The sequence below is a fragment of the Thermomonas paludicola genome, from assembly GCF_024498955.1.
GTDB classification, from domain to species: Bacteria; Pseudomonadota; Gammaproteobacteria; order Xanthomonadales; family Xanthomonadaceae; genus Thermomonas; species Thermomonas paludicola.
In genome coordinates this window covers 1,210,611-1,225,757 of the sequence record NZ_CP093311.1, presented here as the reverse complement: position 1 = coordinate 1,225,757, position 15,147 = coordinate 1,210,611, and the positions used below count along the sequence as shown (strand labels likewise).

10 protein-coding genes are annotated in these 15,147 nt (G+C 66.5%); all 10 read right to left on the bottom strand.

Going from position 1 to position 15,147, the window contains the following annotated elements; translation table 11 throughout:
• Positions 1–5 precede the first annotated feature (5 nt).
• The 10 genes from recJ to dnaK all read right to left on the bottom strand — a co-directional run bounded on the left by recJ (position 6) and on the right by dnaK (position 15,064).
• Positions 6–1,685: a single-stranded-DNA-specific exonuclease RecJ gene (recJ, locus tag LIW09_RS05765; RefSeq protein WP_256646995.1), complete on the bottom strand. Its 1,680-nt coding sequence runs from the start codon at positions 1,683–1,685 to the stop codon at positions 6–8.
• Entirely contained in the window at positions 1,682–2,593 is a 912-nt protein-coding gene (locus LIW09_RS05760; protein WP_425507917.1) for a phosphoglycerate mutase, read from the bottom strand. The genes recJ and LIW09_RS05760 overlap by 4 nt, the downstream gene beginning before the upstream one ends.
• Positions 2,594–2,617: 24 nt before the next feature.
• The gene (gene greA, locus LIW09_RS05755; RefSeq protein WP_484600483.1) at positions 2,618–3,082 is read right to left on the bottom strand and encodes a transcription elongation factor GreA; all 465 of its coding nucleotides are present in this window, start codon (positions 3,080–3,082) and stop codon (positions 2,618–2,620) included.
• An 11-nt stretch (positions 3,083–3,093) separates the two neighbouring features.
• Positions 3,094–6,342, bottom strand: coding sequence for a carbamoyl-phosphate synthase large subunit (gene carB / locus LIW09_RS05750; RefSeq protein ID WP_256646993.1), 3,249 nt, complete (start codon positions 6,340–6,342; stop codon positions 3,094–3,096).
• The gene (gene carA / locus LIW09_RS05745) at positions 6,335–7,480 is read right to left on the bottom strand and encodes a glutamine-hydrolyzing carbamoyl-phosphate synthase small subunit (protein ID WP_256646992.1); all 1,146 of its coding nucleotides are present in this window, start codon (positions 7,478–7,480) and stop codon (positions 6,335–6,337) included. Before carA ends, carB begins: the two co-directional genes overlap by 8 nt.
• 116 nt (positions 7,481–7,596) lie before the next feature.
• Complete coding sequence (locus LIW09_RS05740) at positions 7,597–8,262, bottom strand: 4-hydroxy-tetrahydrodipicolinate reductase (protein WP_256646991.1); 666 nt, start codon at positions 8,260–8,262, stop codon at positions 7,597–7,599.
• Positions 8,263–8,357: 95 nt separating this feature from the next.
• Positions 8,358–10,592 (bottom strand): DUF1631 family protein, encoded by a 2,235-nt coding sequence (locus LIW09_RS05735; protein WP_256646990.1) that lies wholly within the window; start codon positions 10,590–10,592, stop codon positions 8,358–8,360.
• A 118-nt stretch (positions 10,593–10,710) separates the two neighbouring features.
• The gene (locus tag LIW09_RS05730; RefSeq protein WP_256646989.1) at positions 10,711–11,823 is read right to left on the bottom strand and encodes a prephenate dehydrogenase; all 1,113 of its coding nucleotides are present in this window, start codon (positions 11,821–11,823) and stop codon (positions 10,711–10,713) included.
• A 67-nt stretch (positions 11,824–11,890) separates the two neighbouring features.
• A complete protein-coding gene (gene dnaJ, locus LIW09_RS05725) occupies positions 11,891–13,018 on the bottom strand; it encodes a molecular chaperone DnaJ (RefSeq protein ID WP_256646988.1) in 1,128 nt (375 codons plus the stop codon).
• Between the two features lie 126 nt (positions 13,019–13,144).
• A complete protein-coding gene (gene dnaK, locus LIW09_RS05720) occupies positions 13,145–15,064 on the bottom strand; it encodes a molecular chaperone DnaK (protein WP_256646987.1) in 1,920 nt (639 codons plus the stop codon).
• Positions 15,065–15,147 lie beyond the last annotated feature (83 nt).

Genomic DNA, 15,147 nt, shown 5'->3' with positions numbered 1-15,147 from the left:
ATGCATCAGGTCGCTTGCCGATGCACCACCACCAGCTGGATCGCATCGTCGCCGCGCCAGTCATCTGGCGTGATGCGATATGCAAGGTGGATCCTCGGTGGCGGCGTCTTGCCGTCCCAGCCGCCGAACTGGATGGCATTGAAGCGGCGGCCGGCCAAGCCAAGCTCCAGCTTGAGGTGGCGTTCGCCCACGACGCGCCAGTTCAGCACCTCGAACGCGTCGTCGAACAACGGTTCGGGATAGCCCTGCCCCCAGTGGCCGCCATCGCGCAGGGCGAGCGCGGTCTGGATGTGCAACTCCTCCGGCTGCAGGCTGCCGTCGCTGCGCAGGTCTTCGGTCAGCAGCTCCGCGCTGAGCAGCGCCGCGGCCACCTGGGTGAATGCCTCGCGAAATACCGGGAAGGCGGCACGATCAAGGCTCAATCCCGCCGCCATGGCGTGCCCGCCAAACCGCGTGATCAACCCGGGATGGCGCGCATCGACCAGTGCCAGCGCATCGCGGATATGGAAGCCGGGGATCGAACGCGCCGAGCCGCGCAGCACCGTGCTCCCCGGTTCCGCGGGGGCGAAGGCGATCGCCGGACGATGCAGGCGTTCCTTCAATTTCGATGCAACCAGCCCCACCACGCCGGGATGCCAGTCGGGGTCGAACAAACAGGCGGCGTGCGTGGCATCGATGCCGTCCAGCCGCGCATCGGCGACGTCCTGCATGTCGGCCTGCAGGGCGCGGCGCTCCTCGTTGATGCCTTGCAGGATGGCTGCCAGTTCGCGCGCCTGCGTGGCGTCATCGGTGAGCAGGCATTCGATGCCGATGCTCATGTCTTCCAGGCGGCCGGCGGCATTGATGCGCGGGCCGATGGCAAACCCGATGTCGGTGGTGCCCAAAGTGTCTTGCCTGCGGCCCGCCACATCGATCAACGCCTTGAGGCCTGCGCAGGCCTGCCCGGCACGCAGGCGGCGCAGGCCGGCGCCGACCAGCGCCCGGTTGTTGGCATCCAGCGCCACCATGTCGGCCACCGTGCCCACCGCAACCAGGTCGAGCAGTGAGGCGAGATCGGCCTGCACGCCCAGCTTCGCGCGCAGCGCCAACAGGACATAGAACATCACCCCGACACCCGCCAGCGCCTTGCTGGGAAAGGTGTCCCCGGGCTGGTTGGGATTGACGATGGCATCGGCCGGCGGCAGCGTTGGCCCAGGCAAATGGTGATCGGTGACCAACACCTGCCAGCCAAGCTGCTTGGCGGCCGCGATCCCGGCATGACAAGCAATGCCATGATCCACCGTGACCAGCAGGTCGGGCTTGAGGCCAGCGAGTTCAGCCACCAGGCCCGGCGTCAGCCCGTAACCATGCGCGATGCGATTGGGCACGGCGTGGGAAACCCTGTTCGCCCCCAGCATGCGCAATCCACGCACGCCCACCGCGCACGCCGTGGCACCATCACAGTCGAAATCGCCCACCACCAGCACATGCGCGTCGCGCTGGATGGCGGCCTGCAGCAGCTCGACCGCAGCATCCATTCCCGTCAGTGCGTGGAAGGGCAACAGGTCGGCCAGTCGCGGCATCGCCGTGGTCGCATCACTGCCGCGCGCGGCATGCACCCGCCGCAATACAGCCGGCCAATGCGCCGGCCACTCCCCCGCCGGCTGGGCAGCGGCGCGACGAACAATCCTGCGCGTCACGCTCATGCCGTCAACGACGTCAATGGCTTGCGCCACACGCGCCAGCGCTGCCCGCGACGCAGGGTGAATTGGCTGCCGCCGGTAAAATCCAGCAGCACATCGGCTTCGCTCGCTGACGCCACGGCCGGCAACAACCAGCGGTCGATCAAGGCTTGCGGATCACGCAGGCTGCGCAGGTCCAGCAATCCCCCGGCGGCGGCGTCAGCGAACGTGGTCGGCGGCATGGCGGGGATGTTGGCAAGCCGCGCCGCGCCAAGCACGGCGGGATCATCCGAAAAAACGCGCGGGAAGTTCCCGGACATCGCATCGGGCAATACGCCGCCGCCCCAGAACCACAGCGAGTTCACCGGCACCTTTCCTGCCGCCAGGCGTGCCGCGTTGTGCGGGTGGTTGTGCAACGTCACCTGCGCCTCGCTGGCCAACACCCGCCAGCGGCGCGCATCCGGCCCTTCCGGGCCGTGTTCGAACACATCGTCGCCCAACGCAACATCGGGTGCGGCGAACGGGGGCAGCCTGGTATCGCGCGGCAGACGCAGGTACCAGCGTTCGGGATGCGGCGCATCCAGCAAAAACCCGGCATCGCCAAACAGCGGGCGCAGTGCGGGCAGCAGCGCATCCACGTCACGCTGATCGAGGCCAAGCACCCTGCCGGTACCAAGCAGGCGTGCGCCGTTGATGTCGGGGCGAATATGGGCCGGATCGGCGCGCAGCCAACCGTGCGGCTGCGCGTCTACCAAGCCGGCGTCGGCGACGCGCGCCAGCGCCGCAGGCGACCAGCGGTTCGGCAGCGGGCGGAAATGCCGTGCAAGCTGCGCCTCTTCGCCGGCGCCGGCCGCTGCCCGGTCCGCGCGGGCGAGCGCCTTGCCCAATGCATCGGGCAAGGCGATGCCGGCGAACTTCGCAACCGGGGGCAACAGCAGTATCAGCCGGGGCAAGGCTCAGCCCAGATAGCGAACCGAGAGGATTTCGTACTCGCGGGTGCCGCCTGGTGCTTCGATGGTGATGGCGTCGCCTTCGTGCTTGCCGATCAGCGCCCTTGCCACCGGCGAGGAAATCGCGATCAATCCCTGCTTGATGTCGGCCTCGAGGTCGCCAACGATCTGGTAGGTCTTCTCTTCTTCGGTATCGCAGTCAACCAGCACCACCGTTGCGCCGAACACCACCTTGTCACCCGCAGAGAGGGTGGCGACATCGATGACCTGCGCGTGCGACAGCTCTGCTTCCAGATGCTTGATGCGGCCTTCGATGAAGCCCTGCTGCTCGCGCGCGGCGTGATATTCGGCGTTCTCCTTCAGGTCGCCGTGGGCGCGCGCTTCGGCGATGGCTGCGATGACCTCGGGCCGCTTGGTGGATTTCAGTTCATCCAGTTCAGCGCGCAAACGCTGCGCGCCCTTGGACGTGATGGGTGCACGGCTCATGCCAGCTCCTTGTGCAGTTCCTGCAGCGAGAGCACGCCGCCCTTGCCGCGGTAGTCGAGTGAATGCAACAGCGCACTGGCGCCGGCCACGGTGGTGGAATACGTCACCCGTGCCTGCAGCGCCTCGCGCCGGATCGAGAAGGAATCGGCGATGGCCTGCCGCCCTTCGGTGGTGTTGACGATGTAGCAAATCTCGCCGTTCTTGATCAGATCGACGATATGCGGGCGCCCCTCGGCCACTTTGTTGATGCGCTCGCAGGCAACGCCGTGCGCGCTGAGATAGTTGGCCGTGCCGCTGGTGGCAACGATGCTGAAGCCGCGCTCCAGCATGTACCTGGCCACCGCCAGCACCCGCACCTTGTCCGGGTCGCGCACCGAAATGAAGGCCTTGCCCGGCATCGGCGCGCGGATATTGGCCGCTTCTTCGGCGCGCGCGAACGCGGCCTCGAAGCTGCGCCCCACGCCCATCACCTCGCCAGTCGAACGCATTTCCGGGCCGAGGATCGGGTCGACGTTCTGGAACTTGGCGAACGGGAACACCGCCTCCTTGACCGAGTAGTACGAAGGCACGATTTCCTCGGTGGCGCCCTGCTCCGCCAGCGTCATCCCGGCCATGCAACGGGCAGCGATTTTTGCAAGCGGCCGGCCAATGGCCTTGGACACGAACGGCACGGTGCGGCTGGCGCGCGGGTTCACTTCCAGCAGATAAATCGTGTCGGCTTCCTCGCCTTCGGCCACGCCCACCTGCACCGCGAACTGGGTGTTCATCAGCCCGACTACGTGCAGCGCCTTGGCCAGCGCCACCACCTGCTCGCGCAGGCGTTCCTGCGTGCGCGCCGACAGGGAGTACGGCGGCAGCGAGCAGGACGAGTCGCCGGAATGCACGCCGGCTTCCTCGATGTGCTCCATCACCCCGCCCACCAGCACGTTGCCGTCGCGGTCGGCGATCACGTCGATATCCACTTCCACCGCGTTGTCGAGGAAGCGATCCAGCAGCACCGGCGAATCGTGCGACACCTTCACCGCTTCGCGCATGTAGCGCGCCAGGTCGGCATCGGCATGCACCACCTCCATCGCGCGGCCGCCCAACACGTAGCTGGGGCGCACCACCAGCGGGTAACCAATCTCGCGCGCCCGCACCAGCGCTTCTTCGGCACTGCGCACGGTGCGGTTCGGCGGCTGCTTCAAGCCAAGTTGTTCCACCAGTTTCTGGAAACGCTCGCGATCTTCGGCCAGATCGATGGAGTCCGGCGACGTGCCGATGATCGGCACGCCGTTCGCTTCCAGCGCCTTGGCCAGCTTCAGCGGGGTCTGCCCGCCGTACTGCACGATCACGCCGACGGGTTTTTCCAGCTCGACGATTTCCAGCACGTCTTCCAGCGTCAGCGGCTCGAAGTACAGGCGGTCGGAGGTGTCGTAGTCGGTGGACACGGTTTCCGGGTTGCAGTTGACCATGATGGTCTCGTACCCGTCTTCGCGCAGTGCCAGCGCCGCGTGCACGCAGCAGTAGTCGAACTCGATGCCCTGGCCGATGCGGTTGGGGCCGCCGCCGAGCACCATGATTTTCCTGCGGTCGCTGGGCGCGGCCTCGCACTCGTCCTCGTAGGTCGAGTACAGGTAGGCGGTGCCGGTGGCGAACTCGCCGGCGCAGCTGTCCACGCGCTTGTACACCGGGCGCACGCCGAACGCCTTGCGCAGGGCGCGCACCGCGGTTTCGTTGGTGCCGGCCAGCTGCGCGATGCGCGCATCGGAGAACCCCTTGCGCTTGAGCGCGCGCAGGCGGCGTGCGTCCAGCCCGTCCAGGCCGCGATGGATCACGTCCACTTCGGCATCCACCAACTCTTCGATCTGATCCAGGAACCACGGATCGACAAACGACAGCGCATGCACGTCCTCCACGCTCATGCCGGCGCGGAACGCGTCGGCGATGTGGAAGATGCGCTCCGGGCCCGGCTCTTTCAGCTCCCGGCGCAGCACCACCAGATCGTCCTCGCGGGTCAGGTCCAACCCGGTGGGATCCAGTCCGATCTTGCCGATTTCGAGGCCGCGCAGCGCCTTCTGCAGGGATTCCTGGAAGCAGCGGCCAATCGCCATCACCTCGCCCACCGATTTCATCTGGGTGGTCAGGCGCGCGTCGGCCGCGGGGAATTTCTCGAAGGCGAAACGTGGGATCTTGGTGACCACGTAGTCAATCGCCGGCTCGAACGATGCCGGGGTCAGCCCGCCGGTGATCTCGTTCTTCAGCTCGTCCAGCGTATAGCCCACCGCCAGCTTGGCGGCGACCTTGGCGATGGGGAAGCCGGTCGCCTTGGACGCCAGCGCCGACGAACGCGACACGCGCGGGTTCATTTCGATGACCACCACGCGGCCGTCGTGGGCATTGATGCCGAACTGCACGTTGGAACCGCCGGTGTCCACCCCGATCTTGCGCAGCACCGCGATGGAGGCATCGCGCAGGCGCTGGTATTCCTTGTCGGTGAGGGTCTGCGCGGGCGCCACGGTGATCGAGTCGCCGGTGTGCACGCCCATCGCGTCGAAGTTCTCGATGCTGCACACGATGATGCAGTTGTCCGCCGTATCGCGGACGACCTCCATCTCGAATTCCTTCCAGCCAAGCACCGATTCCTCGATCAGCACCTCGCCGGTTGGCGACAGCTCCAGCCCGCGCTTGACGATCTCCTCGAATTCCTCGCGGTTGTAGGCGATGCCGCCGCCGCTGCCGCCCAGGGTGAAACTGGGGCGAATGATGGTGGGAAAACCCACATCCGCCTGGATCGCCACGGCGTCTTCATAGCTGCGCGCGACTTCGGACTTCGGGCTGTCCAGCCCGATCTCGGACATTGCCTGCTTGAACAGCTCGCGATCTTCGGCCATGCGGATGGCTTCGCGACGCGCGCCGATCAGCTCGACGCCGTACTTTTCCAGCACGCCGTTGTCGGCCAGGTCCAGCGCGCAGTTCAGCGCCGTCTGCCCGCCCATGGTGGGAAGGATGGCGTCGGGCTTTTCCTTGGCGATGATCTTCTCGACCGTCTGCCAGTTGATCGGCTCGATGTAGACCGCGTCGGCCATGTCCGGGTCGGTCATGATCGTGGCGGGATTGCTGTTCACCAGGACGACGCGATAGCCCTCTTCGCGCAACGCCTTGCAGGCTTGCGCGCCGGAGTAATCGAATTCGCAGGCCTGGCCGATGACGATCGGGCCGGCGCCGATGATCAAAATGGTGCCGAGGTCGGTGCGCTTAGGCATTGTTGTTGTTCTCCATCGACGCAACGAACTTGTCGAACAGCGGCGAGACATCCTGTGGACCGGGGCTGGCTTCCGGATGCCCCTGGAAGCTGAACGCAGGCGCGTCGGTCAGTTCGATGCCCTGGTTGCTGCCATCGAACAGTGAGCGGTGGGTGACCCGCGCGTTGGCCGGCAGCGTGGCTTCGTCGATGCAAAACCCGTGATTCTGCGAGGTGATCAGCACACGCCCGCTATCGAGGTCCTGTACCGGGTGATTGGCGCCATGATGGCCGTGCGCCATCTTCATGGTGCGCGCGCCAATCGCCAGGCCCAGCAACTGGTGGCCCAGGCAGATGCCATACAGCGGAATCTTCGCCTGGAGGAATGCGCGGACCGCCTCGATCGCGTAATCGCAGGGCGCCGGATCGCCGGGGCCGTTGGACAGGAACACCCCGTCCGGCCGCATCGCCAGCACTTCGGACGCAGGCGTCTGCGCCGGCACCACGTGCACGTCGCAGCCGCGCTCGGCCAGCATGCGCAGGATGTTGCGCTTGGCGCCGAAATCGTAGGCAACGACCTTGAACCTCGGCTCGGCATGCGCGAACACGTTGCGGTCGAGGTCGAGCTGGCCTTCGCTCCAGCGATACGGCGCGCTGGTGCTTACCACCTTGGCCAGATCCATGTTGGTCAGGCCCGGAAATTTGCGCGCCGCCTCGATGGCGTGCTCGGCGTCCAACGCTTGGTCATGGCTGGCGGCGGCCAGCAGCGCGGCGTTCTGCGCGCCGCGCTCGCGCAGGATGCGGGTCAGCTTGCGGGTGTCGATGCCGGCAATGGCCTGGATTCCGCGCGCCAGCAGCCAATCCTGCAGCGAGACCTGGCTGCGCCAATTGCTGGGGCGACGCGGCACTTCACGCACGATCAGGCCGGCGGCCCAGGCCTGGCTGGCCTCGTCGTCCTGGTCGGTGCAGCCGGTATTGCCGATATGCGGATAGGTCAGCGTCACCAGCTGCCTGGCATAGGACGGGTCGGTCAGGATTTCCTGATAACCGGTCATGGCCGTGTTGAACACGACCTCGCCCACCGACAAGCCGGGGGCACCCACGGAAACGCCCTCGAAGACCGTGCCGTCTTCAAGCGCGAGGATTGCAGGAGTATTCAAGTGCATCGCCTTGCGTCAGGTTGCAAGAAAGCGCCGAAGCGGAGATACCGGTTCGGAGCTGGGGGGGGTTCAGGCGAGCGAGAATTGTACCGGCGTGTCTGCCCTGATGCCAGCGCTCAGAGCAGATCCGCCACGCGATAGCGTCCCGGCGCGCGCGCGCGCAGGCGCGTCGCCGCATGCAGGGCACCGCGCGCGAAGACATCGCGGTTGCTGGCGCGATGGATCAATTCGATGCGCTCACCGGCGGCGGCAAACTGCACGACATGCTCGCCGACGATGTCGCCGGCGCGGATCGACGCGTAATGCGGCGCCGCCCCGCCCGCCTGCGCAGCGGCGCCCAGCGTCAGCGCGGTGCCCGAAGGCGCATCCAGCTTGCGTGCATGGTGCGACTCGACGATGTCGCAGTCCCATCCCTGCAGCAACGTCGCCGCACGCCCCACCAGGTCGTGCAACACCGCCACGCCAAGACTGAAGTTGCTGGCCCAGACCAGCGGGATGGCAGTCGCCGCTTCATCCAGCCGTGCCCGCTGCATATCGCTCAGGCCGGTGGTGCCAGACACCAGCGCCGCGCCGCGCTGGACGCACAGCGCAAGAATGGCGTCGAACCCCTCGGGCAGGCTGAAATCCACGGCCACGTCGAAGTCCGGCACGCCTGCCAACTCGGCGCCTGCAAATTGCGGGACGCCGTCGATGACGCGATTGCCAACGCTGTGCGAAACCGCCGCCACCACCTCGCAGCCGGTGGCTTCTTCACTGCACAGCCGCTGCAGGGCTTGGCCCATGCGCCCGGAGGCCCCGTGGATCACTAATCGGACAGACGCGTTCATGCCGGCAGGCTAGCCCGCGGCGCCGCCTTCGGCAAGCCGGGGAAAGCGGCTCAGGGCCGCGTGGCCACGCTTTGCAGGCGTCCGGCAACCTGATGCATGGCATCCTCGAACGCAGTCGTTCCCTCGCGCACCAGCACCTTGCCCAGCTTCGCCATCACCGCCAGCTCTTGCACCGAGGCCACCAGCACGCGAATGCCGCGCCGGTTGACCAGCAGCAGGCGCGAGGAAATCGGGCTGATCCACGACACCTTGGCCGGCGCGAAATGCCCATCACCCGCTTGCAGCTGGATCCAGTGGCCAACCTGCAGGGTGCGAATGCGCGCCAGCATCGCCGCATCGAAGTCCATGCCAGCCGTTCCGCCCACCGCCTCCAGCAGCGGCTCCTGCAGTGGCGGTGCCGGCTCCGGCATGATCGCTTCGGCGGGCATGCGCGCATCGACAGCCAATGCCGGCTCACCCTCCGCCAGACGCGACAGCGCATCATTCAGTGCTTCCAGCGCCGCTTCGCCGGCATCGCCAATGCAACCGGCACTGGCCAGCATCGCCAGCAACTCGGCCTCAGGCAGGGGTTTGCCCAGGTCAGGCGGCTTGCGCTCCATGGCCCGGTCGTTGGCAGCCAGCAGGTCGTCCACCGCGCGCATCGCGCTGTCATAGCGCGGCGAGCCCTTGCCATCACGCAGGGCGATCTGCACCAGGTGGTGCATCGCGTGCTTGTTGAGGAATTCGTCGATGACCGGCGGCAGCGTGCGATCGGCGCGATGCCAGCCCAGATCGGCCTGCACCGACGCACGCGCCTGTTCCAGCCGTTCCCGGCCACGCTGGGCTTCGGTGCTGCGTTTTTCTGCGAGCTCGAAGCGCTTGCGATGCTGTGCCATATAGGCGCGCAGCTCCTGCTCCAGCGTTTCGAAGATCGCCACGTCTTCGTTGAATTCAGACACCAGGCGGTCGATTGTCTGGTCCACCTGGGTGAGCAGCTCGCGCTCCTGCGGCGCCTCGCCACGGTTTCCCTCGCAGGCTTCAGCCACGGTGTTCAGCAGCCGCCGCGCCGGGTGCTCCTTGTACATGAACATGCGCCGGTCCTTGACCGCCACCTTCACGAAGGGCACCAGCATGCGTCCGATTTTCTGGCGGATCCGGGTGTCGTACTGCGGGCCATCCAGCAGCACGTCGAACAACAGCGCGACCAGGTCCACGGCATCGCCGTCCAACCCGTCGAGGTTCAGGTTGTCGCCCGCCACGCCCAGCTTGCGCGCACTTTGCGCCATTTGCTGGCGCAGCTGCCCGGCCAGCGATTGCTGCTCGCCGGCGGCAGCCGGCATGAACGCCGAGGTAGCGTCCTGCTGCATCAGCGACAAAATCGACATCAGGTCGCCGGTTCCCAGCGTCGGCCCGGCGGGGGCGGCGCCTGCTGGCGCAGCCATTCCCATGGCGCTGCGCCACCCCTGCAGCATGCCCAGCATGTTGGCGAACATGGCCTGGTCCGCCGCGTTGATCTGCATCGGCGCGCTGTCCGGGCCGCGGCCCTGGTGGGACGCATCCCCGGCGGACCCCGGATCCCTCTGCTGCTCCTGCTCCATCGACTTTTGCGGCGCGTGGCCGCGATGGCCATGGGTCGACTGCGCACGCTGCGTGGCGCGCAGTTCCGGCAGCACGCCGGCAGTGGCCATCAAGGTATTGCAGCGCTCGTAGATGTCGCCCAGCGCGCTGACCAGCTCGCGCTCAAAAAACTTGAACACCACGATCCGCAGCTCGGCATCCATCTCCAGCTGCCCCATCGCACGGCCAAGCGACGACGCCAGGAACACCGGGTTGAGCGGATTTTCCCGGCCATCCAGGTGGGCAACGCCGACAACGACGCAAAAGCGCTTGCTGGCCACTTCGAACGCCGACGCGTGCGCGCGCAGCACCGACGACGCCACCTGCTCGACCGCCAACTGTTCTTCCAGCGCCTGTTCGGACAACAGGCTGAGCCCCGGGCCGCCCGCAAGGTCGCCTTGCTCGTGCAGGCGGCGGTCGCGCAGGCTGCGGAACCTGTCCACCACCGATTGCCGGAAACTGCGCGAAATCTCGCTGCGTGCGCGGCGCATGTCGCGCAGCGCCATCAGGCCCAGGCTTTCTTCGCCGGTCTGGCTGCGATCGAACAAATAGTCGTCCACATCGGCCAACGCGCTGTCCAGAGCCGGGGCAGCACGATCCAGCATGTGCCTCTGCAGGGCATCAAGCAGCGGACCGAACGCCGGCTGCGTCGGGATGTCGGGGGATTCCGCGGGGGAACGGAACGTCATGATCTGGCCTACAGGGAAGAACCCTAGAGTTAACGGTACTGCAAGCCTGAAATCCAGTTGTTGATGAGCGTCATGTTTCGCGACTGCGGGCAACCGTTCAGCCGCCAATCGCCACCGTTCAGCCCGGCAACACCCGGCCGATGCCCCTGCGCTGCAACTCGGCTGCCGCCAACGCAAGTCGTTCAGGGGCGACGCCACGGTCGAACCCCAGCCGGAAATGCACCTCGCCCGCCGGCGTGCGCGAGGAATGCAGCGAGGCGATGTTGAGGCGGCAGGATTCAAACACCTCCAACAGCGCGCGCAACGCGCCCGGCTGGTCGTCGGGCAGATGGATGCCCAGCGCCTGCGGGTCGTGCAGATCGGCCAGCAGGTAACCCAGGCGTTCGAAGGTGTAATTGCCGTCTGCCAGTACCTCCGCACCGAACGCCGCCCGGTTGCCGTCCAGGAACTCGCTGCGAAAAGCCGCCCGCGCGGCATCGTCGCCCTGCGCCACCAGCGCCGCGATGCGCTGCAGCCGCGCGGCCAGGCTGTGCAGCACGTGCGGCACGTGCGGATTGCCGAACTGGATGTCTTCGTAGATGTCCGGATTGAGCGACAGGATCCGCGCGGCGATGGCCACGTCCATTTCGAATGCGGCCGACCGCAGTGGCAACAGTGTCGCCAGCGAGCCCGCCCATGCCGATGGCTCGCCCAGCACCCCCGCCTGGGCAAGATGACCTGCATGGACCATGGCCTGCACCAGCGCCATCGCGCGGTCGTGCTGCTCCGGGGTTGCGGCCACGGCCTCGGCCTCAAGCGCAGCCACCAGCGCATCCAGCCACGACTTCCAGCGCTCCACGCGCGCCTCGCACACCACCATCACCCGCCCCTTGAGGGTCGGCGCCTTGGGCGGCGCCGTCATCGGGTGCAGGCCGGCCACCTCGGCCTTGGAACGCAGCATCGCCGCCACCGGCCCGACTTTCACGGACGTGACATCCAGCCACAGTTGGCCGGCCTCGCTGCCTGCGGCACGCAACGCGTAATCGTCGATCAGCGCTGCGGTCAGTCGGATCGGCGCGGCGAACAGCAGGACATCGGATTGCGCCAGCAGGGCCTCTTCACTGGCCGAATGTGCATCTGCCGGATCGTGGCCAACGACGCGCAAGCCCATTCGCGTTTCGAAAAACACGCGCAGCCAACGCCCGTAGGCGCCGGCGCTGCCGACGATGCCGATGCAGGGGGACGTCTTCAAAAGACACGGGCTCCGCGAAGGAGCCCGAATTCTACTGTCACCGCTGCCGCAGGGTGACGATGGTCGCTCAGGAAACCATCCGGTCCCAGAAGCCCTTGACGCCATCAAGGAAGGTACTGGACTTCGGCGAATGACGGCGCGCGCCCTCGCCGACGAAGGTCGCTTCGAACTTGTGCAGCAGTTCGCGCTGCTCGGCGGTGAGGTTGACCGGCGTTTCCACCACCACTTTGCAGTAGAGGTCGCCCGGCGCGCGACTGCGCACCGATTTCACGCCCTGATCGCGCAGCCGGAAGACTTTGCCGGTCTGGGTTTCGACGGGAATCCGAAGCTCCACCTCGCCGCCCAGGGTGGGCACCCGCACGGTATCGCCCAGCGCCGCCTGCGAAATGCGGATCGGCACCTCGCAGTGCAAATCATCGCCATCGCGCTCGAAAATGTCGTGCGGGCGCACGCGAACCTCCACGTACAGGTCGCCCGGTGCCGCGCCTGCCGGGCCAGCCTCCCCCTCGCCCGCCAACCGAATGCGATCGCCGTTGTCCACGCCTGCGGGAATTTTCACCATCAGCGTCTTTTCTTCTTCCACGCGCCCGTTGCCGTTGCAACGCTTGCATGGGTTGGCAACGGTCTTGCCCGCGCCGCCGCAGTGCGGGCACTGCGCCTGCATCATGAACGGCCCGCGCTGCATGCGGACCTGGCCGCGCCCCTGGCAGGTGCTGCAGGTGTCCACCTTGCCGTCTTCCGAGCCGCTGCCCTTGCAGGGGGCGCAGGACACCAGCGTCGGGATGTGGATCTCCTTTTCGATGCCGGCAACGGCCTCTTCCAGATCCAGCTCCAGCATGAAGCCAACGTCGGCGCCACGGCGCGGCCCCTGCTGACGGCCGCCACCGCCGAAGATGTTGCCGAAGATGTCGCCGAAGATGTCGCCCATGTCGGCAAAGCCCGGGCCGGCATTGCCGCCGCCCATGCCGTGCTCGAACGCGGCGTGCCCGTGCTGGTCGTACAGGCGGCGCTTGCCGCCATCGCTCAGCACTTCATAGGCTTCCTTGCATTCCTTGAAGGTCGCCTCGGCATCCTTGTCGCCGGGATTGCGATCCGGATGATGTTTCATCGCGCAGCGGCGATAAGCCTTTTTCAGCTCCTCGTCGCCGGCGTTGCGGGCCACGCCCAGGACTTCGTAATAATCGCGCTTGCTCATGCTCTGCTTTCCTTCCCCCGCAGGAAAAGGCCAAATATGGGAATGGGGATTGCGCGAAAACCCAGGCCTGCACAAGCGCCTGGGTTCTCACCGTGCCTTCTCCCGCGCGGGAGAAGCAGACCGGCCTCAGGCCTTCTTGTCGTCCTTGACTTCGGTGAACTCGGCGTCCACCACATCGTCGGCCGGCTTCGCGCCAGCGTCGCCCCCTGCGGACTTCGCCTGATCCGCCGCAGCTGCCGCAGCGAACAACGCCTGGCTGGCCTCTTCCAGCGCCTTGGCCTTGGACTCGATCTGCCCCTTGTCATCGCCCTTCATCGCATTTTCCAGCTCGGCGATGGCGCCTTCGGCGCGACCGATGGCGTCGCCCGGCAGCTTGTCGCCATTGTCCTTGATGGTGCTGCGGGTGGCATGGATGAGGGCATCGGCCTGGTTGCGCGCGGTGACCAGCTCGTGGAAACGCTTGTCTTCCTCACGGTTGGCGTCGGCGTCCGCCACCATCCGCTGGATTTCCTCGTCGGACAGGCCCGACCCTGCCTTGATCTCGACCTTCTGTTCCTTGCCGGTCTTCTTGTCCTTGGCCGTCACGTGGACGATGCCGTTGGCGTCGATGTCGAAGCTCACTTCCACCTGCGGCATGCCGCGCGGCGCTGCATCGATTCCGGTCAGGTCGAACTTGGCCAGCGACTTGTTGTAGCGGGCCTGCTCGCGCTCGCCCTGCAGCACGTGCACGGTGACTGCGCTCTGGTTGTCCTCGGCGGTGCTGAAGGTCTGCGACGCCTTGGTCGGGATGGTGGTGTTCTTCTCGATGATCTTGGTGAACACGCCGCCCAGGGTCTCGATGCCCAGCGACAGCGGGGTCACGTCCAGCAACAGCACGTCCTTGACGTCACCGGCCAGCACGCCGCCCTGCACCGCCGCGCCGATGGCCACGGCTTCGTCCGGGTTGACGTCCTTGCGCGGCTCCTTGCCGAAGAACTCGGCCACCGCCGCCTGCACCTTCGGCATGCGGGTCTGGCCGCCGACCAGGATCACTTCGGTGATGTCGGACGCGCGCAGGCCGGCGTCATTCAACGCCACGCGGCACGGCTCGATGGTGCGCTTGACCAGATCATCCACCAGCGCTTCCAGCTTGGCCCGGGTCAGCTTGATGTTCAGGTGCTTCGGGCCGCTGGCGTCGGCGGTGACGTAAGGCAGGTTGACGTCGGTCTGCTGGTTGGACGACAGCTCGATCTTGGCACGCTCGGCAGCGTCCTTCAGGCGCTGCAGGGCCAGCGGGTCCTTGCGCAGGTCCACGCCGTCGGACTTCTGGAACTCGTCCACCAAATAGTCGATGACGCGGTTGTCGAAGTCTTCGCCACCGAGGAAGGTGTCGCCGTTGGTGGCCAGCACCTCGAACTGCTTTTCACCATCGATGTTGGCGATTTCGATGATCGACACGTCGAAGGTGCCGCCGCCGAGGTCGTACACAGCGATCTTGCGATCCTTGGCATCACCCTTGTCGAGGCCATAGGCCAGCGCGGCCGCGGTCGGTTCGTTGATGATGCGCTTGACGTCGAGGCCGGCGATGCGGCCGGCATCCTTGGTGGCCTGGCGCTGGCTGTCGTTGAAGTAGGCGGGCACGGTGATCACCGCCTCGGTGACGGTTTCGCCGAGGAAGGCTTCCGCCGTCTTCTTCATTTTCTCCAGCACCTTGGCGGAGACTTCCTGCGGCGCCAGCTTCTTGCCGTCGGCCAGCGCCACCCAAGCGTCGCCGTTGTCGTGCTGGGAAATGCTGTACGCCACCACGCCGATGTCCTTCTGCACCTCGGCGTCGGTGAACTTGCGGCCGATCAGGCGCTTCACTGCGTAGAAGGTGTTCTTCGGGTTGGTGACGGCCTGGCGCTTGGCCGAGGCGCCAACCAGCACTTCGCCGTCCTTGGTCCAGGCAACGATGGACGGTGTGGTGCGGTCGCCCTCGCTGTTCTCGATGACGCGGGCCTTGCCGCCTTCCATGATGGAGACGCAGGAATTGGTGGTGCCCAGGTCGATGCCGATGATCTTGCCCATGGTGGTGTCCTCTTCAATCCGAATGTGGGGCGGCGCCGTGCGCCGATGGTTGCTATCTGGGGATGCCGCGCGCGCCTTCAAGA

Bases quoted from the DNA above. Each gene is read 5' to 3' on its own strand.
- recJ (WP_256646995.1), bottom strand. From the start codon at position 1,685: ATGAGCGTGACGCGCAGGATTGTTCGTCGCGCCGCTGCCCAGCCGGCG.
- carB (WP_256646993.1), bottom strand. From the start codon at position 6,342: ATGCCTAAGCGCACCGACCTCGGCACCATTTTGATCATCGGCGCCGGC.
- LIW09_RS05740 (WP_256646991.1), bottom strand. From the start codon at position 8,262: ATGGGCCAAGCCCTGCAGCGGCTGTGCAGTGAAGAAGCCACCGGCTGC.
- LIW09_RS05735 (WP_256646990.1), bottom strand. From the start codon at position 10,592: ATGACGTTCCGTTCCCCCGCGGAATCCCCCGACATCCCGACGCAGCCG.
- dnaJ (WP_256646988.1), bottom strand. From the start codon at position 13,018: ATGAGCAAGCGCGATTATTACGAAGTCCTGGGCGTGGCCCGCAACGCC.
- dnaK (WP_256646987.1), bottom strand. From the start codon at position 15,064: ATGGGCAAGATCATCGGCATCGACCTGGGCACCACCAATTCCTGCGTC.